Below are 22,598 nucleotides of genomic sequence, written 5' to 3' on the forward strand. Positions count from 1 at the left end.
AGGGCTGACCGTCCGCGAGGACTGAGCGCGCGTTCGGGTGTGTCCGGTCCGTCCGGCATACTCGACGGGTGAGCACGATTCCCGAGATCCGTACCCTGCCCGTGCCCGACGGCCTGGAGGGCGAGCGTGTCGACGCCGCCATCTCCCGCATGTTCGGCTTCTCCCGTACCAAGGCCGCGGAGCTCGCCGCGGCGGGCAAGGTCCAGGTCGACGGATCGGTGGTCGGCAAGTCCGAGCGCGTCCACGGCGGCGCCTGGCTCGAGGTGGAGATGCCGCAGGCGCCCGCGCCGGTGCAGGTGGTCGCCGAACCCGTCGAGGGTATGGAGATCGTGCACGACGACGACGACGTGGTCGTGATCGTCAAGCCGGTCGGCGTCGCCGCCCACCCGTCCCCGGGCTGGAACGGCCCGACGGTCATCGGCGGACTGGCCGCCGCCGGATACCGCGTCTCCACCTCCGGTGCCGCCGAGCGGCAGGGCATCGTGCACCGCCTCGACGTGGGCACCTCCGGCCTGATGGCGGTGGCCAAGTCGGAGCGCGCGTACACCTCGCTCAAGCGCCAGTTCAAGGAGCGCACGGTCGACAAGCGCTACCACACGCTCGTGCAGGGCCACCCCGACCCGACCAGCGGCACCATCGACGCCCCCATCGGCCGTCACCCCCAGCACGACTACAAGTGGGCCGTCACGGCCGAGGGCAAGCCCTCCGTCACGCACTACGACCTCATCGAGGCCTTCCGCGCCGCCTCCCTGCTCGACGTGAAGCTGGAGACCGGCCGCACCCACCAGATCCGCGTCCACATGGCCGCCCACCGGCACCCCTGCGTCGGCGACCTGACCTACGGCGCCGACCCCACGCTCGCCAAGCGGCTGCGCCTGACCCGCCAGTGGCTGCACGCCGTACGGCTCGGTTTCGAGCACCCCGGCGACGGCCAGTGGGTCGAGTACGCCAGCGACTACCCGGAGGACCTCCAGCAGGCCCTGGACCTGGTCCGCGAGGAGACCTACGGATGAGCGCCCCGGCCCGGACGCCCTCGTACGAGGTGCGGCTCGCCGAGGACCTCGGCGACCGGGAGGCGTGCTTCGCGGTGCGCAAGGACGTCTTCGTCGGCGAGCAGAAGGTCCCCGAGGACATCGAGTACGACGCCTACGACGCCGACGCCGTGCACGTCCTGGCGGTCCGGGAGGACGGCGTACCGCTGGGCACCGGCCGGCTGCTGCACGGAGCGGCCGCCGCGGCGAAGAACGGCGACGGCGACCCGGCCGTCGGCTCCCTGGGCAGGCTCGCGGTGGCCGCGCACGCCCGCGGGCTGGGCGTCGGGGCCGCGCTGGTGCGGGCCGTCGAGGACGCGGCACGCGCGCGGGGACTCACCGCGGTGGACCTGCACGCGCAGACCCACGCCCTGGGTTTCTACGAGCGACTGGGGTACGAGGCGTACGGACCCGAGTTTCCCGACGCCGGGATTCCCCACCGCGCGATGCGCCGCGCCCTGTGACCGGGGCGCCGAACGGGCTGGTGGGGCCGGCGACGTGGCAGGCTTGAGGTCCGCCGTCTGAACGCCGAGACCCCACCGGAGCGCTGACCGTGGATCAGTTGGCCCTGTTGTTCCTGCTGCTGCTCGGGGCCCTGCTGAGCGTCCCGGTCGGTGCCCGGCTCGGGCTGCCGGCGCCGGTGCTGATGACGGTCCTCGGGATCGTCCTGGCGCTGCTCGAGTTCGTGCCCAACGTCGACATCCCGCCCGAGCTGATCCTGCCCGCGCTGCTGCCGCCGCTGCTGTACGCGGCCGTGCGGCGCACGTCCTGGCGGCAGTTCGCGGCCAACAAACGCCCGATCTTCCTGCTGGCGGTCGCGCTGGTCCTCGTCACCATGACCTGTGTGGCCGCGGTGGCGAGCGCCGTCGTGCCGGGGCTGCCGATCGCCGCCGCCTTCGCGCTGGGCGCGCTGGTGGCGCCGCCCGACCCGGTCGCGGCGACCGCCGTCGCCGGGCAACTGGGACTGCCGCGCCGCCTGGTCTCCATCCTGGAGGGCGAGGGGCTGTTCAACGACGTCACGGCCATCGTCCTGTACCACGTGGCCATCGCCGCGGCCGTCGGCGGCACCTTCTCGCCGTGGCGGGCCGGACTCGACCTGGTGCTGTCCGCCGTCGTCGCCGTCGCGGTCGGCCTCGCCCTGGGCTGGGCCACCAACAGACTGCTGAGCGTACTGGGGGACGCCACCCTGCAGATCGGCCTGACACTGCTGGTGCCGTACGGGTCCTACGTCCTGGCCGAGGAGCTGCACGGCTCCGGAGTGCTCGCGGTGCTCACCACCGCGATGTTCCTCGCCGAGTACGCCTTCGACGCCGACGACGTGATGACCCGGCTCGCCGGACACACCGTGTGGGACGTCGTCGACACGCTCGTGACCGGCGTCGCCTTCGGGCTGGTCGGCCTGGAACTGCACAACGCGATCCGCACGGCCTCCGGACGCTGGACCGAACTGCTCGGCTGGGCCGCGGTGATCGCCGGCGTGGTGATCCTGGTGCGGCTGGTGTGGCTGCTGCCGGCCACCTGGCTGACGAAGCGGCTGCACGCCAGGCGCGACCACGACGAGGACATCCCCATGTCCGTGCGGGAGACCGTCGTCATGTGGTGGTCGGGCATGCGGGGCGTCGCCTCGGTCGCGCTGGCGCTCGCGATCCCGCTGGAGACGGACGACGGGTCCGCCTTCCCGCACCGCGAGGAGATCATCTTCGTCGCGTTCGGCGTGATCATGGTCACGCTGCTGCTGCAGGGGCTGACGCTGCCGTGGCTGGTGGGCCGGCTCGGGGTGCGGGCGGACACCGAGCGGGAGAAGGAGTACGAGAAGGAGCTGGCCGTACGGGCGGCGAAGGCGGCGAAGCAGCGGCTCCGGGAGATCGAGTCGGTCGAGGAACTGCCGGAGGAGCTGGCCGAGCAGTTGCTGCGGCGGGCCTTCGACATCGGGATGCGGATCAGCCCCGACGTCGGCGACGAGGAGCGGCGCGAGGCGCAGGAGCAGCGGGCCAGGCGGGCGAAGCGGATCCGCCGTATCCAGGGCGAGATGATGAGCGCCGCCCGGCACGAGGTGCTGGCCGCGCGCAGCGAGGCCGGAGCCGACCCGGAGATCGTGGACCGCGTACTACGCCAGCTCGACGTCCGCAGCCTGCGCTGAGGCGGCCCCGCGGCCCGCGCCGGGGCGGGCCCGCCGTCCGCGCGGTCACAGGCTCTTGGCCGGCTGTTCCGGGAAGCGGCGGGGGCCGCCGTCGGAGGAGCGGCGGGGGCGGGGCGGGCCGTCGAGGGGCGGGCGCGGGACCGCGTCCGCCGTGTTGATCCGCGGCAGGGCGTACGGGTGCTCGTCGGCGAGCCAGCGGATCATCCCCTCGCGGACCGTGACCCGTACCGTCCAGATGTCGTCCGCGTCCTTCGCCGTCACCAGGGCCCGCACCTGCATGGTGTTCGGGGTGGTGTCCGTGACGGTCAGGTTGTAGTCGCGGCCGTCCCAGGCCGGGCACTCGCGCAGGATGTCGCGCAGCCGCTCCCGCATCGGCTCCAGCGGCGCCGAGTGGTCGAGGTGCCAGTACACGGTCCCGGTCATCTGCGGGGTGCCGCGCGACCAGTTCTCGAACGGCTTCGACGTGAAGTACGACACCGGCATGGTGATCCGGCGCTCGTCCCAGGTGCGCACGGTCAGGAACGTGAGGGTGATCTCCTCGACGGTGCCCCACTCCCCGTCCACCACGACCGTGTCGCCCATGCGCACCATGTCGCCGAAGGCGATCTGGAACCCGGCGAACATGTTGCCCAGCGTGGACTGGGCGGCCACACCGGCGACGATGCCCAGGATGCCGGCCGAGGCCAGCAGCGAGGCGCCCGCCGCCTGCATCGCGGGGAACGTCAGCAGCATCGACGACACGGCGACCACGCCGACGACCGCCGAGACCACCCGCATGATCAACGACACCTGCGTACGCACCCGCCGGACCCGGGCCGGGTTCCGCTGGGCGTGGGCGTGCGCGTAGCGGGAGTACGACGTCTCGACGACCGCCGCGGCGATCCGGATCACCAGCCAGGCCGCCGAGCCGATCAGTACCAGCGTCAGCGTCCGGCCGACCCCCTCCCGGTGGTCGGGGAACACCTGTGCCTCGACGTACGACCCCCTCAGCAGCGCCGAGCAGAGGAGGAGCTGGTAGGGGATGCGGGCACGGCGCAGCAGCCCCCACAGGGGCGTCTCGGGGTGCCGTCCGTCGGCCTTGCGCAGCAGCAGGTCGGTGGCCCAGCCGATGACCAGGGTCAGCAGGACGGAGCCGCCGACCACGATCAGGGGGCGGAGTATGGTCTCCATCCCTCGAACGTAACCGCACCCACCGCGCCGCGAACCTGTGACTTCCGTCCCGTCCCGGGTATCGCCGCGCACCGCGTTGTCACACCCGGCTGGCACCATGGCCTCATGAACATCGTGCTCTTTCACTCGACCCTTGGCCCCAGGCCCGCGGTGCGGCAGGCCGCCGACCGGCTGCGCGAAGCCGGGCACCAGGTGTGGACACCGGACCTCTTCGAGGGCCGGACGTTCGACACGGTCGAGGAGGGCATGGCCCACCAGGAGGAGATCGGCAAGGAGGAGCTGCTGAAGCGCGCCGTGCTGGCCGCCGCCCCCTATTCCGAACGGGGACTGGTGTACGCCGGGTTCTCGCTCGGCGCCTCCATCGCCCAGACCCTCGCCCTCGGTGACCACCGTTCCCGTGGTCTGCTGCTCCTGCACGGCACGTCTGACATCGCGGCCAACGCCTCGGTCGACGACCTGCCGGTCCAGCTGCACGTCGCGGAGCCGGACGCCTTCGAGACGGACGACTGGCTGAGCGCCTGGTATCTCCAGATGGGCCGGACCGGCGCCGACGTCGAGGTGTACCGATACGCCGGGGCCGGCCACCTCTACACCGACCCCGGCCTGCCGGACTACGACGAGGAGGCGGCCGAGGCCACCTGGCGGGTGGCGCTCGGCTTCCTCGAGACGCTTCAGGAGGCGGACGCCTCTCAGACGGGCGCGTAGACCCGCTGCACCCGCTGCGTACCGCTGCGGGTGCGGTACGACCGCGCCCACTTCGACGTGGCGTCCGGCTCCGTGCGGTCGGAGACGACGTAGTAGTCCATCTGCGTCCGGTCCGCGGTGATGTCCAGCACGCCGTAGCCGTGCCGGTCGGTGTCGACCCAGTGGACGTGCCGGTTCGCGGCCCGGATGAACGGTGCGGCGATCGCCGAGACCGTCCCCTCGGGGACCTTGAGGATGTCGTCGAGGTTGTCGGAGGTCACCGAGGTGACGACGAACTCCGTGGCGGCCGAGGCGGACAGCGGGTACGTGGCGGCGTTGTGCGGCACGTCGTTGGCCCAGGCCATGTGGATGTCGCCGGTCAGGAAGACCGTGTTGCGGACGGCGTTCGCGCGCAGGTGCGCCAGCAGTTCGCGGCGGTCGTCGGTGTACCCGTCCCACTGGTCGGTGTTGAGGGCGAGGCCCTCCCTGGGCAGCCCGAGCAGCTCGGCGAGGGGCCCCAGCAGTTCGGCGGGGATCGAGCCGATGGCGAACGGCGAGATCATCACCGAGTTGCCGACCAGCCGCCACGTGGTGTCCGAGGAGGCGAGACCCGACTTGAGCCAGTCGAGCTGGGCGCGGCCGGTGAGGGTGCGCTCCGGGTCGTCGACCTCGCCGTCGCCGAGCGCCACCTGCTGCGAGCGGAAGGAGCGCAGGTCCAGCAGCGACAGGTCGGCCAGCTTGCCGAAGCGCAGCCTGCGGTAGGTGGTGCCGGCGATCGCGGGGCGCACCGGCATCCACTCGAAGTAGGCCCGCTTGGCGTCGGCCTGACGCGCCGCCCAGGTGCCCTCGGCGCCCTCGGTGTGGTTCCCGGCGCCGCCCGACCAGGTGTCGTTGGCGATCTCGTGGTCGTCCCAGATCGCCACGACCGGCGCCGCGGCGTGCAGCGCCTGGAGGTCGGGGTCGGTCTTGTACCGGCCGTGCCGGGTGCGGTAGTCCGCGAGGGTGAGGATCTCGTGCGCGGGCGCGTGCGGGCGTACGACGGTGTCGCGGGTGCCGTACTCGCCGGTGCCGTACTCGTAGATGTAGTCGCCCAGGTGCAGCCAGGCGTCCAGGTCGCCGCGCGCCGCGAGATGCCGGTACGACGAGAAGTGGCCGGCTTCCCAGTTGGAGCAGGAGACCACGCCGAAGCGCAGGCCCGCCACCGCCGCGTCGGCCGCGGGGGCGGTGCGGGTGCGGGCGGCGGGGGAGTCGGTGGGGCCGGCGGAGAAGCGGAACCAGTAGTCCGTGGCGGGTGACAGGCCCCGGATGTCGGCCTTGACGGTGTGGTCGGAGGCGGCCGTCGCCGTGGTGGACCCCTTGGTGACGATGTTCGTGAACGCCTTGTCCGTGGCGACGACCCAGCTCACCTCGGTGTCCGGGCCGGCCCCGGAACCCGGTATGGACTCGGGGGTCGGGGTCACCCGGGTCCACAGCAGGACGCCGTCGGGCAGCGGATCGCCGGAGGCGACGCCGTGCAGGAAGGCGGGGGCGACGCCGGCGGCACTGGCGGGCGGCGCCGCGGCGAGCGGGGCGGCCAGGACGGCGCCGGCCGCCGCGGCCTTGACGACCGTACGGCGGCTCGGGATCAGGGTGTTGGCCCCGTCGGCGGTCGACGGAACGGTGTTCTCGGATGGTCTGTGTCGACTGGTCACGACCGATCAGGTTACTGATCGGTATGCGAGCGGGCGGGCGAACTCGGGAAGTTCGCCCGCCCGTTCACGCGGGATTCACTTCGTGACGCCCGCGTCCTTGAGGGCCTTCTGCCACTCGGCGTCCGTGCCCGGCGTCTCGATCACCTTGTCGTTGATCTTGACGGTCGGGGTCGACTGGACGTCCTCGGCCTTCTGGAAGGCGTCGCTCATCTTCATCGCCCAGGCGTCGTAGGTGCCCTTCTCCACGGCGTCCTGGAACTTCTTGTTGTTCTTCAGGGCGTCGACCGTGTCCGCCACCTCGATCAGGTAGTCGTCCTTGGCGAACTCGTCGGTCGACTCCGACGGGTGGTGCTCGGAGGAGTAGAGCGCCGTCTTGTAGTCGATGAACGCCTCGGGGCTGACGTTCAGCGCGGCACCGAGCGCGCTCAGCGCGTTCTTCGAGCCCTCGCCGCCGAGGTTCCCGTCGAGGAAGGTGCCGATCGTGAAGGACAGCTTGTAGGTGCCGTCCTCCATGCCCTTGTTGACGGACTCGCCGACGCCCTGCTCGAAGGAGGCGCAGCCCGGGCAGCGCGGGTCCTCGTAGAGGTGGACGACGTGGTCGGACTCGGAGTCGCCGACGAGGACCGTGGTGCCGTTCTTGCCGGAGGTGTTGGCCGGGGCCACCACCTTGGCCTCGGCGGCCTTGTCCCAGCCCGAGGGCTCGTTCATCTGCATGACGGCGTAGCCGATGCCGCCGGCTATCGCCAGTACGCCGACGATGGAGCAGGCCACGACGACCTGCCGCTTGGTCTTGTCGCGCTTGGCCTGGCGCTCGCGCTCCTCGCGCAGGCGCTCACGCGCCGCCGTCTTGGCCGCCTGGGTGTTCCGCTTGCTCATGGTGGTGATCTCTCCGGGGACGCGCACACGGGGGTGTGCGGAGTGCGTATGGGGGACTGCCGGGTGCTCGGTGACGGGTCACACGAAGGCGGCCGGGCACGGTGGTCCGCGCCGTCCCAGGGAGTGCGTGAGGATCCGCTCGCGGGCGCCGGTGGTGCGGCGGGCCGGGGCCGCCGGGCAGCGCACCTCGGGGGGCCGGCGTACGCTCACGGCCGCGACGGCGAGCAGCAGCGGCCGGAAGGTGGTCGCGGCCATCGCGCTCAGCAGCTGGGCGAGCGCCCGCTCGCCGCGCCGCAGCCAGGCCGCCGCCAGCAGGCCGACGCCGACGTGCGCGCCGAGCAGCAGCCAGGCGGTCGCGGGGCCGGAGTCGGCCAGCACGGTCGCCAGCCGGTCGGTCTCGGCGCCCGTCACCCGGGTCAGCGGGGCGGCGACGCCGGCGTGGACGCCGGTCCCGCCGCCGCACAGCACGTCGAAGCCGACGGAGCGCAGCGGGCCCGTGACCGGGCCGCCCGTCCGTCCGTAGCAGACGTGCTGGCCGGTGGTGAAGAGCGTGTCGGCGGCCAGCTCCAGCGGGATCAGCAGGGCGGCGATCCGCCCGAAGCCGCGCTCGCGCCGCCCGGCCAGGGCGTACGCGATCAGGAAGACGGCGGCGGCGACCCCGGCCACGGTGGGCAGCGGCAGCGGGACCCCGGACAGCAGCACGTGCGACGCGGTGCTGAGTGTCACGACGAGTGCCGTGAACAGCGCCGCGCGTACGGCTCTGAGCGGGGTTCCGGATATGTCCATAGCGATTGAAGAGTGTGTCATGGGACCCGGTAAGGGACCCCTAAAGGGTTCCTGTGCGAGAGCCGACGGTTACAGACCCGGGATCCGGCCGTTGCGGAAGAGGTCGACGAAGGTCTGGTGGTCGGCACGCGCGCGTGCGCCGTACCGGTGGGCGAAGTCGACCAGCAGGGGGGCGAAACCCTCCTCGTCGGCGGCGATGGCCGCGTCGATGGCCCGCTCGGTGGAGAAGGGCACCAGGGACTCGCCCGACTGGTCGTCGGCCGCCGCGTGCATGGCGGCCGTGGCCCGGCCCAGGTCGGCGACGACCTCGGCGATCTCCTCCGGGTCGTCGATGTCACCCCAGTCCAGGTCGACGGCGTACGGCGAGACCTCCGCGACCAGCTGGCCCGAGCCGTCCAGCTCGGTCCAGCCCAGCCACGGGTCGGCGTGCGCCTGGAGGGCGCGCTGGGAGATCACCGTGCGGTGGCCCTCGTGCTGGAAGTAGTCCCGGATGGCCTGGTCGTTGATGTGCCGGGAGACCGCCGGGGTCTGGGCCTGCTTGATGTAGATCACGACGTCGTTCTCCAGGGCGTCGCTGTTGCCCTCCAGGAGGATGTTGTACGAGGGCAGGCCGGCGGATCCGATGCCGATGCCGCGGCGGCCGACGACGTCCTTCACGCGGTAGGAGTCCGGGCGGGTCAGGGACGACTCCGGGAGCGTCTCCAGGTAGCCGTCGAAGGCCGCGAGCACCTTGTAGCGGGTGGCCGCGTCCAGCTCGATGGAGCCGCCGCCCGGGGCGAAACGGCGCTCGAAGTCGCGGATCTCGGTCATCGTCTCCAGCAGCCCGAAACGGGTCAGGGAACGGGCGACACGCAGGGCGCCCAGCAACGGCCCGTCCGCGGTGTCCAGCGTGAACGGCGGCACCTCGTCGCTCTTGGCGCCGGTGGCCAGGGCGCGGATCCGCTCGCGGTACGCGTCCGCGTACACCCGCACCAGCTCGGTGATCTGCTCGTCGCTGAGCGCCTTCGCGTACCCGATCAGCGCGATGGAGGCGGCGAAGCGCTTGAGGTCCCAGGTGAAGGGGCCGACGTAGGCCTCGTCGAAGTCGTTGACGTTGAAGATCAGCCGGCCGGTCGAGTCCATGTACGTGCCGAAGTTCTCCGCGTGCAGGTCGCCGTGGATCCACACCCGGGAGGTCCGCTCGTCCAGGTACGGGCCGCCGTGCTGCGAACCGAACTCCTGGTCCACGGTCAAATCATGGTAAAACAGGCCTGCCGTGCCGCGGTAGAAGGCGAAGGCCGAGGCAGCCATCTTCCGGAACTTCACGCGGAACGCCGCCGGATCCGCGGCCAGCAGCTGGCCGAAGGCGGTGTCGAAGACGGCGAGGATCTCCTCGCCGCGGTGCTCCTCGTTGAGCTGCGGGACCGACATGCCTGGTGCCTCCTGGTGCGGGTGGTGCGTGACGAGTGGAGCGCGTCTCCACTCGGACCAACGTTCGAAGGGGTGCGGGAGTGCCCGCGCCCAGGGGCCCGCCCCGACACGCGGGCCCGCCCCCGAAGGTACGCGTGGATCGCCTCGGAGTGTCAGTGGCGAGGCATAGACTTCGACGCTGACCCCCGGACCGACCGCGGCCCGCCGCCGGCCCGTCGCCCACCCGTCGCCCGACCGCCACCCCCCCATCGAGGCGCCGCGCGCCACAGCATTCGACTCAAGGAGGCCGAACGTGTCCAAGCCGCCGTTCACGCACCTGCACGTCCACACCCAGTACTCGCTGCTGGACGGTGCCGCGCGGCTCAAGGACATGTTCGACGCCTGCAATGAAATGGGCATGTCGCACATCGCCATGTCCGACCACGGCAACCTGCACGGGGCGTACGACTTCTTCCACTCCGCGAAGAAGGCCGGAGTCACCCCGATCATCGGGATCGAGGCGTACGTCGCCCCCGAGTCGCGCCGCAACAAGCGCAAGATCCAGTGGGGCCAGCCGCACCAGAAGCGGGACGACGTCTCCGGTTCGGGCGGTTACACCCACAAGACCATGTGGGCGACCAACAGCACCGGCCTGCACAACCTCTTCAAGCTCTCCTCCGACGCGTACGCCGAGGGCTGGCTGCAGAAGTGGCCCCGGATGGACAAGGAGACGATCTCCCAGTGGTCCGAGGGGATCGTCGCCTCCACCGGCTGCCCCTCCGGCGAGGTGCAGACCCGGCTGCGCCTCGGCCACTTCGACGAGGCCGTCCAGGCCGCCTCCGACTACCAGGACATCTTCGGCAAGGACCGGTACTTCCTGGAGCTGATGGACCACGGCATCGACATCGAGCACCGCGTGCGCGAGGACCTGCTGCGGATCGGCAAGAAGCTCGGCATCCCGCCCCTGGTGACGAACGACTCGCACTACACCTACGCGCACGAGGCGACCGCCCACGACGCCCTGCTGTGCATCCAGACCGGCAAGAACCTCTCCGACCCGGACCGCTTCCGGTTCGACGGCACCGGCTACTACCTGAAGTCGACGGACGAGATGTACGCCATCGACTCCTCCGACGCCTGGCAGGAGGGCTGCGCCAACACGCGCCTGATCGCCGAGATGATCGACACCACCGGCATGTTCGAGAAGCGCGACCTCATGCCGAAGTTCGACATCCCCGACGGCTTCACCGAGGTCACCTGGTTCCAGGAGGAGGTCCGCCGCGGCATGGAGCGCCGCTTCTCGGGCCAGGTCCCCGAGGACCGTCAGAAGCAGGCCGAGTACGAGATGGACGTCATCATCCAGATGGGGTTCCCGGGCTACTTCCTGGTGGTCGCCGACTTCATCATGTGGGCCAAGAACCAGGGCATCGCGGTCGGCCCCGGCCGAGGCTCCGCGGCCGGTTCGATCGTGGCGTACGCCATGGGCATCACCGACCTCGACCCGATCCCGCACGGTCTGATCTTCGAGCGGTTCCTCAACCCCGAGCGCGTCTCCATGCCCGACGTCGACATCGACTTCGACGAGCGCAGGCGCGTCGAGGTGATCAGGTACGTGACGGAGAAGTACGGCGCCGACAAGGTCGCCATGATCGGCACGTACGGCAAGATCAAGGCGAAGAACGCCATCAAGGACTCCGCGCGCGTGCTGGGCTACCCGTACGCCATGGGCGACCGGCTCACCAAGGCCATGCCCGCCGACGTCCTCGGCAAGGGCATCGACCTCAACGGCATCACGGACCCCACGCACCCGCGCTACAGCGAGGCCGGCGAGATCCGCTCGATGTACGAGAACGAGCCGGACGTGAAGAAGGTCATCGACACCGCCAAGGGCGTCGAGGGCCTGGTGCGGCAGATGGGCGTGCACGCCGCCGGCGTGATCATGTCCAGCGAGCCCATCGTCGACCACGCCCCCATCTGGGTGCGGCACACGGACGGCGTGACCATCACGCAGTGGGACTACCCGCAGTGCGAGTCGCTCGGCCTGCTGAAGATGGACTTCCTCGGCCTGCGCAACCTCACGATCATGGACGACGCCGTCAAGATGGTGAAGTCCAACAAGGGCGTCGACCTCGACCTGCTGTCGCTGCCGCTGGACGACCCCAAGACCTTCGACCTGCTCCAGCGGGGCGACACGCTCGGCGTCTTCCAGTTCGACGGCGGACCGATGCGCTCGCTGCTGCGGCTGATGAAGCCCGACAACTTCGAGGACATCTCCGCCGTCTCCGCGCTCTACCGTCCCGGCCCCATGGGCATGGACTCGCACACCAACTACGCGCTGCGCAAGAACGGCCTGCAGGAGATCACGCCGATCCACAAGGAGCTGGAGGAACCCCTCCAGGAGGTGCTGTCCGTCACCTACGGCCTGATCGTCTACCAGGAGCAGGTGCAGAAGGCCGCCCAGATCATCGCGGGCTACTCGCTCGGCGAGGCCGACATCCTCCGCCGCGTGATGGGCAAGAAGAAGCCCGACGAACTGGCGAAGAACTTCGTCCTCTTCCAGGAGGGCGCCCGCAAGAAGGGCTACAGCGACGAGGCCATCCAGGCCCTGTGGGACGTGCTGGTCCCCTTCGCCGGCTACGCCTTCAACAAGGCGCACTCGGCCGCGTACGGACTGGTCTCGTACTGGACGGCGTACCTGAAGGCGAACCACCCGGCCGAGTACATGGCCGGTCTGCTCACCTCGGTCAAGGACGACAAGGACAAGTCGGCCGTCTACCTCAACGAGTGCCGGCGCATGGGCATCAAGGTCCTCCCGCCCAACGTCAACGAGTCCATGTCGAACTTCGCCGCGCAGGGCGACGACGTGATCCTCTTCGGCCTCTCCGCCGTCCGCAACGTCGGCACCAACGTCGTCGAGTCGATCATCAGGTGCCGCAAGGCCAAGGGGAAGTACGCCTCCTTCCCCGACTACCTGGACAAGGTGGAGGCCGTCGTCTGCAACAAGCGGACGACGGAGTCGCTGATCAAGGCCGGCGCCTTCGACGAGATGGGGCACACCCGCAAGGGCCTCACCGCGCAGTACGAGCCGATGATCGACAACGTGGTCGCGGTCAAGCGCAAGGAGGCCGAGGGCCAGTTCGACCTCTTCGGCGGCATGGGCGAGGAGCAGAACGACGAGCCCGGCTTCGGACTCGACGTCGTCTTCGGCGAGGACGAGTGGGACAAGACCTATCTGCTCGCCCAGGAGCGGGAGATGCTCGGTCTCTACGTCTCCGACCACCCGCTCTTCGGCCTGGAGCACGTGCTGTCCGACAAGGCCGACGCGGGCATCTCCCAGCTCACCGGCGGTGACTTCGGCGACGGCGCGGTCGTCACCATCGGCGGCATCATCTCCGGCCTCCAGCGCAAGATGACCAAGCAGGGCAACGCCTGGGCCATCGCCACCGTGGAGGACCTCGCGGGTTCCATCGAGTGCATGTTCTTCCCGGCGACGTACCAGCTGGTGTCCACCCAACTCGTCGAGGACGCCGTGGTGTTCGTCAAGGGGCGCCTGGACAAGCGGGAGGACGTGCCCCGGCTGGTCGCCATGGAGCTGATGGTCCCCGACCTGTCCAACGCGGGCGCCAACGCCCCCGTGGTCCTCACCATCCCGGCCACCCGGGTCACTCCGCCGATGGTCAGCCGCCTCGGCGAGATCCTCACCCACCACCGGGGCGACAGCGAGGTGCGGATCAAGCTCCAGGGGCCGAGGAAGACGACGGTGCTGCGGCTGGACCGGCACCGGGTGAAGCCCGATCCGGCCCTGTTCGGCGACCTGAAGGTGCTGCTCGGTCCGTCCTGCCTGGCGGGCTGAGCACGCCGGGCGGCCGAAGCGGCCGGGGCCCTGGAGGGGTCCGAGGTTCCCGTAGTGACCGAGGGGCGTACCCGTTGCCGGGTGCGCCCCTCGGGTGTGCGGGCCGCAACGGCCCGTCCTGCGGGTGTCAGTTGTGGCCGAAGCGCTTCTGCCGCTTGCGGGAGGCGACGTCGCCGGGCGTCAGCTGCGGGCCGTGCTGCTCCTCGCGGTCCATCACGGGCGACTCGGCCGTCTGCTGGGCGCGCTCGGTCTGGGGCTGCTTACGATCACGGTTGTTCTTGTTCTTGGCCATGGTGATCTACCTCCTGAGGGGGATCTGGGGGCCAGGTCCGGGATCAGATTCACATAGGCCAACCAAGAACGCATATCGGGCAATTACCGTCCGTGACGCGGGCTCGTCGGGGCGCGAGGGCGAACCGGTTGTGCGGAAACGCCACGCCGAAGATCGAGTTCGGGCCGTTAACCTCCGCGTGGTCGGGCAGACTCGAAGGAAGCCCGAAGCAAACCTCCCGGAAAGAGGGTGGATCGCGTGGACCGCTGCATCGTCCTGGTGGACGCCGGGTATCTGCTGGGGGCCGCCGCCAGTCTCCTCGCCGGAGAGCCGTCGCGCTCACGCATCACCGTCGATCACGCCGCCCTCATCCAGGGGCTCCGCGATCGCGCCGAGTCCGACACGCAGCAGCCCCTGCTGCGCATCTACTGGTTCGACGGCGCCCCCGACCGAGTCCCGCAGCCCGAACACCGCCGGCTGCGCGTCATGCCACGGGTCACCGTCCGGCTCGGCGCCCTCACCCGCAGCGACGGCCGCTGGGCGCAGAAGGGCGTGGACGCCGCCATGCACGCCGAACTGACCGAGCTCGCCCGCAACCGCGCCTGCTCCGACGTCGTCCTGGTGACCGGCGACGGTGACCTGCTGCCCGGCATGATGGCCGCCAAGGAGCACGGCGTCGCCGTCCACCTGTGGGCCGTACAGGCCGCCGACGGCGACTACAACCAGTCCGAGGACCTGGTCGCCGAGGCCGACGAACGGCGCGTCCTGGACCGTACGTGGATCACCAAGGCCGTACGCGCCAAGGAACTCGGCGGATTCTGCGCGCCGCCGCCCGCGCCCCGCCCCGAGATCGCCGCGATCCTCTCCGCGCCGCTGCCCGAGTCCGCCCTCTCCGCGGCCGCCGAGCGGCGGCCCGCCGAGGAGCCGGAGCACCCCACGACGACCAGCGCCGCGCACAACGGCACCGAGGAACGCGTACCGCCCGCCAAGGGCGTCCCCACCCCCAAGGACCTCGCCGCCCTGCGCGCCCCCGGAGCCGCCCACCCGGCCCCGCACCCGCCGACCGCCACCCTGCGCTGGTCCTCGGACAAGGGCTGGGTCGACCGGTCCGGCGCCGAGCCGCCCGAGGCCGTCTCGCTGCCGACGCTGGCCCAGCTCACCACCGCCGAGCAGCGCTGGGCCGACCGCGAGGAGGACATCACCACGGTCGGCGGCGACTCGTACGAGGTCGGGCAGGTCTTCGCCCGCCGCTGGCTGGAACGCCTCGGCGACCACGGCCACCTGCAGAAACTCTCCGGGATGTACCCCCGCATCCCGCACCGCGTCGACGGCGAGCTGCTGCGGTACGCGGCCCGCTTCGGACTGCTGGCCCACAAGGACGACCAGATCGACGAGCACGACCGGTACGCGATCCGGGCCGGATTCTGGCGGGAGATCGACGTCCGGACGGCGACCGAGCGCACCCCGGCGGTGGAGTGAGACTCCCCGGCGCTCCTCCGCTTCCCTCCGGCTCACCCTCGGTGTCCCCTCGGCTTCCCTCCGGCTTTCCCGGCTGAATCGACACTTATGGGCGGACCCGAGGGCGGGGCGGAGGGGCGGACCCCGTACTCTCGTCCCTTGTGAGTACGCGCGCGGCACAGGCACTTCGACCCGGTGACGATGCCGTGTGCGTGGTGCGCGGACTGACCAAGACCTATCCGCCGGTACGCGGCAGGCGCGGCGCTCCCGCCACCCCCGAGGTACGGGCCACCGACGACGTGACCCTGGAGATCCGCCGCGGCGAGATCTTCGGACTGCTCGGACCGAACGGCGCCGGCAAGTCCACCCTCGTACGCCAGCTCACCGGGCTGATGCGCCCGGACCGCGGCAGCGTGGAGATCCTCGGGCACGACATCGTGCGCCACCCGCAGCGGGCCGCGCGGATCCTCGCCTACCTCGGGCAGGAGTCCAGCGCCCTGGACGAGCTGACCGTCTCCCTCGCCGCCGAGACCACCGGACGGCTGCGCGGCCTGGAGGTGCGGCAGGCCCGCGCCGAACGGGACGCCGTCCTCGACGAGCTGGGCCTGACCCCGCTCGCCGCCCGCCCGATCAAGAAACTCTCCGGCGGACAGCGCCGCCTGGCCTGCTTCGCCGCCGCGCTGGTGGGGGAGCGCTCGCTGCTCGTCCTGGACGAGCCGACCACCGGTATGGACCCGGTGGCCCGGCGCGCGGTGTGGGGGGCCGTCGACCGGCGACGCGCCGAGAACGGCGCCACCGTGCTGCTCGTCACCCACAACGTCATCGAGGCCGAGACCGTGATGGACCGGGTCGCCGTCCTCGACCGGGGGCGCGTGATCGCCTGCGACACGCCCTCCGGGCTCAAGGAGAAGGTCGCCGGAGAGGTCCGCGTCGACCTGGTGTGGCGCGAGACGGCGCCACTGCATGTCCCGGAGGTCGCCGCCCTGCGCGACCGCGCCACCGAGTCGGGCCGCCGCTGGACACTGCGGCTCGCCCCCGAGGAGGCCCGCGCGGTCGTCGCCACCGTCACCGGCGGCGCCGCTTTCGCCGCACTGGACGACTTCACCCTCGCCACGCCCAGCCTGGAGGATGTCTACCTGGCGCTGGGCGGTGCCGCGCGACAGGGACTGGTGAGGGCTTGACTCCGCGAACGGTGAGCACCCCGGCCGCCGCATCCGTACCCATCAGGGCGACCGCTTCGAACGACCCGACCGAAGGGGAGCAGCGCGACGTGAGTGTCGTACCCGCCGATGTCCTGCCGGGCGGCGCCCTGGCCGCCGAGAAGCAGGGCGCCACCGGCGCGGCCGAGCTCGGCCCCAAGGCACGGCTGTGGCCCTCCCTGGTGGCCGTCTACCGGGCACAGCTGTCCCGGGCGCGGGTCGCGCGCATCCCGCTGCTGTTCGTGGCCACCTTCCAGTCGGTCGGGATCATGATCCTGATGCGCGGGGTCGTGGACGGCGGCGGCGAGGCGCGGGCCGTGGTCGCCGGTTCGGCGGTACTCGTCGTGGCCTTCGTCGCCCTGAACCTCCTCGCCCAGTACTTCGGCCAGCTGCGCGCCAGCGGCGGCCTCGACCACTACGCGACGCTGCCGGTGCCGCCCGCCGCGGTGGTGCTGGGCGCGGCGGGCGCGTACGCGTCCTTCACCGTGCCGGGGACCGTGGTGACGGCGGTGTTCGGGTGCCTGCTGTTCGGGCTGCCGATGACGCATCTGTGGGTGCTGGTGGCCGTGATCCCGCTGGCGGGCGCCGCGCTCGCCGGGCTGGGCGCGGCTCTGGGCCTGCTCGCGCCCCGGCCCGAGTTCGCCACGCTCCTCGGCCAGCTGGGCATGTCGGCGGCGCTGCTGCTGGGCGTGCTGCCGGCCGAGCGGCTGCCGGAGGTGGTCCGCCTGGCGCGGGACCTGCTGCCCTCCACGTACGGCGTGGAGGCCTTCGCGCGCACCTTCGGGGAACGACCCGACTGGGCCTTCGTCCTCGGTGACCTCGCGGTGTGCGCCGTCGTCGGCGTGATCTCGCTGGCCGTGGCGACCTGGGCGTACCGCCGGGCCGCCGTCCGGTGACGCGCCGCACAGGCGGGTTTGGCACGATGGCGGGGTGACCGCACCTCTGAACCCGCCGCCGCCACCGAACGAACACTCGTCGTATCAGGGCGGGCCGGTGCCACCGCCCGTCGGTGCGCACGCGATGGGCACCGCGCACGGCGCCCCGCACGACCACCACGGCGAACAGGACGGCCCCGGGATGCTGACCGAAGTGCGTCAGGCCGCCGTGACCGTGGTGGCGGTGGCGCTCTCCGGTGCGCTGCTCGGAGTGCTGTGGTGGAAGCTGGCGCCGAGCGTGCCGCTGGTCGGCGGCGTGCTGGGCGACGGCTGGACGGTCGTCCCGGAGAACCCGGAGGGCGAACGGGTGATCGGCGTCGACGGCGTGTTCACACTCCTCGCGCTGGCGTTCGGCGCACTCAGCGCGGTGGTCGTCTTCCTGCTGCGGCGGCGCGGTGGCGTGCCGCTGGTGGTGGCACTGGGCGTCGGCGGGCTGCTCGGGTCGCTGCTGGCGTGGCGGGTCGGGGTGTGGCTGGGCCCCGCACAGGACGTGATCGCCCACGCGAAGGACGTGGGCCAGGGCGTGACGTTCTCCGCACCGCTGAAGCTGAGCGCGAAGGGGGCTCTGCTGGCGTGGTCGGTGGCCGCGCTGGTGGTGCATCTGGGGCTGACGGGGTTGTTCGGACCCCGGGATCCGGAGCCCGATCCCTGGCCCGGGCCGCAGCAGCGGCCGACGGAGCCGTACGGGAAGAAGCCGGCGTAGGCGCCGCCAGGCGGGGCCTACGCCGGCTCAGGCCCCGCTAGGCGGGGCGGCGACCGTGGTTCGCCTTGCGCTTCTTGATGCGCCACCTGCGTTTGCGGGTTCTCTTCGACATGTTCTGTCTGATTAGCCGAGAACGGGGCGCCCGTCGAGGGGGTACGCGCGGTCACGCCCGGCCGATCGGGGCGAGGACCGCTTCCGTCAGCTCGGCCAGGGCCTCGGGGGAGAGTTCGACCTCCAGGCCGCGGCGGCCCGCCGAGACGCAGATCGTGGCGTGATCCGAGGCCGACGCGTCCAGGACCGTCGGGAGCCTCTTGCGCTGGCCCAGGGGAGAGATGCCGCCCCGCACATAGCCCGTGGTGCGCTCGGCCAGCGCCGGGTCGGCCATCGCCGCGCGCTTGCCGCGCACCGCGGCGGCCAGCGCCTTGAGGTCCAGCTGGCCCGCCACCGGCACCACGGCGACCGTCAGCGCGCCGTCGACGTCCGCCACCAGCGTCTTGAAGACCCGCTCCGGCGAGACACCCATCGCCTCGGCCGCCTCCTCGCCGTAGGACGGGTGGGAGGGATCGTGCTCGTACGCGTGGACCGTGTACGTCACTCCGGCCGCCGCGAGCGCCACCGTCGCGGGGGTGCCACCGGACTGCTGCTTCTTGGACTTCTTCGCCATGGGGACCAGTACCTCAGTTGAGACTCGTGGGACCGCGCGTCAGGTCCACCGCCGGCAACGACGGCAGGTTACGGATGACGGCCGTCTCGGAGCGAAGGAGTTTCAGCTCGTCCCTCAGGCGCGAGGCGGTGTCCGGAGCCTGGAGCAGACGCTGCTTCGTCGGCGTGTCCAGCATCATCGCGGCGGCGACCAGGTAGGAGACCACGCCCGGTTCGTCCGGCAGCTCGGCGCCGGTCGCCAGCGACCGCTCGCGTGCCCCCGCCAGCCGCTTCTGGTACTGCCGGAAGGACCGCAGCACCCCTTCGGCCAGCGCGCCCGCCTCGTCGCCGTCGTCCTCGGGCAGCGGCTCCAGTTCGGCCGTCAGGAAGGGGCCCGAGGCCTCCACCGAGAGCAGCCGCACCCGGGTCGTGCCGGTGGCCAGCACCTCGAAGGTGCCGTCGGCCCGCTCGCGGATCGTCGCCGCGTCCGCGACGCAGCCCACCTTGTGGAACGCCTTGACCGGGTCGGGCCCGAACCCGGCCGTCGGTCCGCGCTCGAGCGTCGTCGTCGGGTCGGGCAGGCCGGGCGCGCTCCGGGCCACCTCGTAGCCGTCGCGGATCGCCACGACGGCGAACCGGCGCGGTTCGTCCTCGGGAGTCTTCAGCAACTCGCGCATCATGGCGCGATAGCGCTCCTCGAAGATGTTGAGCGGGAGCACCAGCCCCGGGAACAGGACCGAGTTCAGGGGGAAGAGGGGGAGCCGGACGGTGGTCACGACCCAGAAGCCTAATGGTCGCCGGGGCGGACGCGACCGCCGTGCCCACTTCGTGGATGACCTGAACCTGTCGTCTCCCTCGCCGAGGCCACCGCGGCACGGACGTCGGCGCGCACCTGGAGGAAGCGGCCGAGCGGGTCGTCCGCGGCTCGGTCCCCGTCCCGGCCCCATGGGAAGGACGTGACGTACGGGCCGGTCAGACGCAGTTGCTCCGCCGCGTCCTGGTGGCGTTCCAGGCGCACCAGGACGTACGCCAGGAGGTTCCGCAGCTCGGCCGGCCAGGGGTCGGCAGCCGGGCGGGCGGCGGAGAGGGCGATCGCACGGTCGGCGGCCGCGTCCAGCCGGTCGCGGTGCGCGCCCGCCGCGTCGTCGCCGCTCGTCGTCAGGCAGATGAAGGCCGCCCTCAGCGGCAGCGCCCGTACGAGCGCGTCCTCGGGCGCGTCCTGCGCCGCCGTCTCGGCGAAGTCCAGGCACTCGCGGTGCGCGCCGGGTGAGGCGGCGGCCAGGTAGTCGAGGGCGGCGACATGGCAGCCGTAGTGGTGCGGGGAGCGGCGGACCGCCTGCGCCCACAGGCGCTCGAACTCGGGGTGCCCGGCGCGTGCGCCCCGAGCGGTGTCCAGCGCGGTCCGCCACGGCACCGGGTCGGGGCCGGCGGCCTCGGCGGCGGCCGTGACGGCGGGGGCGATCTGGCGCAGGAGCTCCGTGCGGGCCGGCGAGTCCCAGTGGCGCTCCACCGTCAGCCGGGCGGCGACCAGCAGGGCGTCGGGGTCGTCGGGAGCGGTGGCGCGCCAGTCGTCGAGCCACTCGGAGCGTGAGCGCGCGAAGGCGGCCAGCCGGGTCGCGTAGCGGTCGCGGTGCTCCCACTCGGCGTTCTCCCGGGTGCCGGCGAGGAGGGCGGCCGCGGGAGCGGACTCGCCGCGGGCCGCCGCGACGAGGACGGGGGCGAGGTGGTCGTCGGGGGCGTCGAGGAGTACGTCGTCGTCTTGGGCGGGCCGTGACGTCCGGGGGCGGGCGGCCCGGGCCGCCGTCCGGAGGAACGCGCGCAGCATGGCCAGTACGACGGCCGACGGTTCGTGATGGTTGTGCGGCTCGGCTTCGCCTTCGGCCGTCTGTGTTCCCACCCGCACCACCGTGCGGCTTTCGTCGTCGGGTGCGGGTGGCCGTCGGGGAGTGTGCTTCCCTCGGCCGGGTGCCGGGTGCCGGGTGCCGGGTGCCGGGTGCCGGGTGCCGGGTGCCGGGTGGGGAGGCGTGCTGCCCGGGTCTGGAGTGGTGTTTTTGCCGGGCCGGGGCCGGGGCCGGGTGCCGGGCGCCCCGTGGCGGGGAGGCGGTGCGCCGGGCCGGGGTGAGGCGGTCAGTTCCGGCGGAGCAGCCGTGTCGCTCCCGCCGCGACCGTGGTCGCCAGGATCCAGCCCAGCAGGATCAGGGCGGTCGCCAGCCACTGCCAGCCGTCCCGCAGCTGCCAGAAGCCGGCCTGTCCCAGGTCGATGACCGGCAGCAGCAGATCGAGGGCGAAGAGGGCGGGGTTCCAGTCCGGATGCTCGCCGTTCTTCAGCGGCGGCGGGTCGGCGCGCGCGAAGGCGAGCGAGCCGGCCGCCCACAGCACCGCCATCCACACCGCGGCCCGGCCCGGCCGGTAACCGTAGGCGACCGTCCAGTCCTGCGCGTATCCCACCAGCTTCGCGGCGATGGGCAGGCTCTCGCGGCGCCGGCGGTGCTTGGCGAGCAGTACCTCGCGGGCGTCCTCGTCCTCGCCGCCGGCCCGCAGCACCGCGGCGAGGCGCTCGTACGGCTCCGGGTGGTACTCGGCGGTCGCGGCGCCCACCCAGCGCAGCCGCTTCGCCAGCGGGAACGGCCCCCGCGGCACCAGGTTCTCGTAGGCGAAGCCGCCCATGTGCAGCCGTCCCGGCCCCGGCCAGCTGGCCGCCCGGTCCATCAGGTTGACCACCCGCGCCCCCGACAGCACCACCCGGCCGCGCGCCGGCCGCTCGCCGAGGAACCGCAGCTCGGGCGTCTGCACCCGGCGCAGCGACAGCTCCTGCTCGTCGGTGAAGGTGAACCGGGCGTACTCGAAGTCGACGGCGTCGCCGAACCGCCCGTCGTCCAGCCGCACCCCGCCCTCGCACTCGAACCGCTGGATCCGCGTCCCCTGCGCCGGAGTCGTCCCCCGCAGCAGCGGGCTGCCGATCCCGGCCGGGGTCAGGTACAGCGTGCGCTCCACGGTCAGCTGCGGGGCGTTCAGCGCGTGCCGCGTGTACGGGTTGAGGAGCCGGGCGCCGCGCAGGCTCAGCGAGACGCCGACCTGGGCGCTGCGCAGACTCACCTCGCCGTAGGACTCCAGCATCTCGGCCTGGAGGTCCTGCCCGACGCTCAGACCGTCCGCGGCGATCGAGCGCCCGCTGCGGTCCCGGTGCACGATCGCCTGGTTGAGCAGCAGGTCGGTGCCTATCTGCGCGTCGGTGAGCCGGATACCGGACCGGAACCGGCAGCGCGGCAGATGCAGATCGCCCTCGGTCTGCAACCGGGCCGCCTCCAGCCGCGGCACCGCGCAGTCCACCAGCCGCACGGTCGTGAAACGGGTCTCCGGCAGCAGGACCTCCCGCTCGAACCGGCAGCCCCGCAGCTCGACGTAGGGCACCACGGTGCCGCCCGCGAGGTTCATCGTGTCGCTGATCCGCACACCCACGAGCTGCAGCGAGGACACCCGGCCCGCGAGCGCGGGCGGACCGTCGAGAAGCAGCCAGCACACGATGCGGGCCCGCACGGTCCGCTCGGGTCCCCACGGATGCCCGCCGTGCGGGTCGTCGGCGAGCGCGTCGCCGCTGCTGAGGTCGTACACGCTGCCGTTGCGGAAGGCCTGCCACATGCCGGCCTCGGTGGCGGTCAGGTCGTCCGGCAGCTCTCCGTCACGGTGGCCGTCCCCCTCGGTCACGGCGCTTCACCCCCTCCCCAACTACTCGTCGGTCGCTCACACTTCGTACAACCGTTCATGCCCAC

General features: G+C 72.0%; 20 protein-coding genes. 9 read left to right on the forward strand and 11 right to left on the reverse strand.

Going from position 1 to position 22,598, the window contains the following annotated elements; genetic code table 11:
- Positions 1 to 68 precede the first annotated feature (68 nt).
- The 3 genes from QC283_RS21730 (at position 69) to QC283_RS21740 (ending at position 3,171) form a co-directional block, all read left to right on the forward strand.
- The gene (locus QC283_RS21730; protein ID WP_279563276.1) at positions 69 to 1,013 is read left to right on the forward strand and encodes an RluA family pseudouridine synthase; all 945 of its coding nucleotides are present in this window, start codon (positions 69 to 71) and stop codon (positions 1,011 to 1,013) included.
- Positions 1,010 to 1,495, forward strand: a complete 486-nt coding sequence (locus tag QC283_RS21735) for a GNAT family N-acetyltransferase (RefSeq protein WP_279563277.1) — start codon at positions 1,010 to 1,012, stop codon at positions 1,493 to 1,495. The genes QC283_RS21730 and QC283_RS21735 overlap by 4 nt, the downstream gene beginning before the upstream one ends.
- Positions 1,496 to 1,584: 89 nt before the next feature.
- A complete protein-coding gene (locus QC283_RS21740; RefSeq protein ID WP_279563278.1) occupies positions 1,585 to 3,171 on the forward strand; it encodes a Na+/H+ antiporter in 1,587 nt (528 codons plus the stop codon).
- 45 nt (positions 3,172 to 3,216) lie between these two features.
- Here QC283_RS21740 and QC283_RS21745 read toward each other — a convergent pair whose 3' ends face one another.
- Positions 3,217 to 4,341 carry a mechanosensitive ion channel family protein gene (locus QC283_RS21745; RefSeq protein ID WP_279563279.1) on the reverse strand — a complete coding sequence of 375 codons (1,125 nt, stop codon included), beginning with the start codon at positions 4,339 to 4,341 and terminating at the stop codon, positions 3,217 to 3,219.
- A 60-nt stretch (positions 4,342 to 4,401) separates the two neighbouring features.
- On the opposite strand from QC283_RS21745, the gene QC283_RS21750 reads away from it, so the two are divergent.
- Positions 4,402 to 5,046, forward strand: coding sequence for a dienelactone hydrolase family protein (locus tag QC283_RS21750; RefSeq protein ID WP_279563387.1), 645 nt, complete (start codon positions 4,402 to 4,404; stop codon positions 5,044 to 5,046).
- On the opposite strand, the gene QC283_RS21755 is transcribed toward QC283_RS21750, so the two are convergent.
- From QC283_RS21755 to QC283_RS21770, 4 genes are all read right to left on the reverse strand, one after another.
- Positions 5,031 to 6,716, reverse strand: a complete 1,686-nt coding sequence (locus QC283_RS21755) for an alkaline phosphatase D family protein (RefSeq protein WP_443032659.1) — start codon at positions 6,714 to 6,716, stop codon at positions 5,031 to 5,033. The two genes, QC283_RS21750 and QC283_RS21755, sit on opposite strands and share 16 nt — an antisense overlap.
- A gap of 75 nt (positions 6,717 to 6,791) precedes the next feature.
- Positions 6,792 to 7,592, reverse strand: coding sequence for a DsbA family protein (locus QC283_RS21760; protein ID WP_279563280.1), 801 nt, complete (start codon positions 7,590 to 7,592; stop codon positions 6,792 to 6,794).
- Positions 7,593 to 7,670: 78 nt separating this feature from the next.
- A complete protein-coding gene (locus QC283_RS21765; protein ID WP_279563281.1) occupies positions 7,671 to 8,378 on the reverse strand; it encodes a hypothetical protein in 708 nt (235 codons plus the stop codon).
- Between the two features lie 69 nt (positions 8,379 to 8,447).
- On the reverse strand, positions 8,448 to 9,788 hold the full coding sequence (locus tag QC283_RS21770; protein ID WP_279563282.1) for a DUF2252 domain-containing protein: 1,341 nt from the start codon (positions 9,786 to 9,788) through the stop codon (positions 8,448 to 8,450).
- Positions 9,789 to 10,080: 292 nt separating this feature from the next.
- Between QC283_RS21770 and dnaE the strand changes: the two genes are divergently transcribed.
- On the forward strand, positions 10,081 to 13,620 hold the full coding sequence (gene dnaE / locus QC283_RS21775; RefSeq protein ID WP_279563283.1) for a DNA polymerase III subunit alpha: 3,540 nt from the start codon (positions 10,081 to 10,083) through the stop codon (positions 13,618 to 13,620).
- 127 nt (positions 13,621 to 13,747) lie between these two features.
- Here the strand turns inward: dnaE and QC283_RS21780 are convergent, their stop codons facing one another.
- Entirely contained in the window at positions 13,748 to 13,912 is a 165-nt protein-coding gene (locus QC283_RS21780; RefSeq protein WP_279563284.1) for a hypothetical protein, read from the reverse strand.
- Positions 13,913 to 14,149: 237 nt separating this feature from the next.
- On the opposite strand from QC283_RS21780, the gene QC283_RS21785 reads away from it, so the two are divergent.
- From QC283_RS21785 to QC283_RS21800, 4 genes are all read left to right on the forward strand, one after another.
- Positions 14,150 to 15,370 (forward strand): NYN domain-containing protein, encoded by a 1,221-nt coding sequence (locus QC283_RS21785; protein ID WP_279563285.1) that lies wholly within the window; start codon positions 14,150 to 14,152, stop codon positions 15,368 to 15,370.
- Positions 15,371 to 15,555: 185 nt separating this feature from the next.
- On the forward strand, positions 15,556 to 16,530 hold the full coding sequence (locus QC283_RS21790; protein WP_279563389.1) for an ABC transporter ATP-binding protein: 975 nt from the start codon (positions 15,556 to 15,558) through the stop codon (positions 16,528 to 16,530).
- 89 nt (positions 16,531 to 16,619) lie between these two features.
- Positions 16,620 to 17,444, forward strand: coding sequence for an ABC transporter permease (locus tag QC283_RS21795; protein WP_279563286.1), 825 nt, complete (start codon positions 16,620 to 16,622; stop codon positions 17,442 to 17,444).
- 34 nt (positions 17,445 to 17,478) lie between these two features.
- Entirely contained in the window at positions 17,479 to 18,186 is a 708-nt protein-coding gene (locus QC283_RS21800) for an AAA family ATPase (protein WP_279563287.1), read from the forward strand.
- Positions 18,187 to 18,223: 37 nt separating this feature from the next.
- Here the strand turns inward: QC283_RS21800 and QC283_RS39645 are convergent, their stop codons facing one another.
- The 5 genes from QC283_RS39645 to QC283_RS21820 all read right to left on the reverse strand — a co-directional run bounded on the left by QC283_RS39645 (position 18,224) and on the right by QC283_RS21820 (position 22,533).
- Positions 18,224 to 18,298, reverse strand: coding sequence for a 50S ribosomal protein bL37 (locus tag QC283_RS39645; RefSeq protein ID WP_383525684.1), 75 nt, complete (start codon positions 18,296 to 18,298; stop codon positions 18,224 to 18,226).
- A gap of 51 nt (positions 18,299 to 18,349) precedes the next feature.
- Positions 18,350 to 18,850, reverse strand: coding sequence for a Cys-tRNA(Pro) deacylase (ybaK, locus tag QC283_RS21805; protein WP_279563288.1), 501 nt, complete (start codon positions 18,848 to 18,850; stop codon positions 18,350 to 18,352).
- A 13-nt stretch (positions 18,851 to 18,863) separates the two neighbouring features.
- Positions 18,864 to 19,604, reverse strand: coding sequence for an LON peptidase substrate-binding domain-containing protein (locus QC283_RS21810; protein ID WP_279563289.1), 741 nt, complete (start codon positions 19,602 to 19,604; stop codon positions 18,864 to 18,866).
- An 11-nt stretch (positions 19,605 to 19,615) separates the two neighbouring features.
- Positions 19,616 to 20,653 (reverse strand): hypothetical protein, encoded by a 1,038-nt coding sequence (locus QC283_RS21815; RefSeq protein ID WP_279563390.1) that lies wholly within the window; start codon positions 20,651 to 20,653, stop codon positions 19,616 to 19,618.
- Positions 20,654 to 20,955: 302 nt separating this feature from the next.
- Positions 20,956 to 22,533 carry an oxidoreductase gene (locus QC283_RS21820; RefSeq protein ID WP_279563290.1) on the reverse strand — a complete coding sequence of 526 codons (1,578 nt, stop codon included), beginning with the start codon at positions 22,531 to 22,533 and terminating at the stop codon, positions 20,956 to 20,958.
- Positions 22,534 to 22,598: the final 65 nt, after the last annotated feature.

It is taken from the genome of Streptomyces sp. DH41, assembly GCF_029813785.1.
GTDB lineage: Bacteria > Actinomycetota > Actinomycetes > Streptomycetales > Streptomycetaceae > Streptomyces.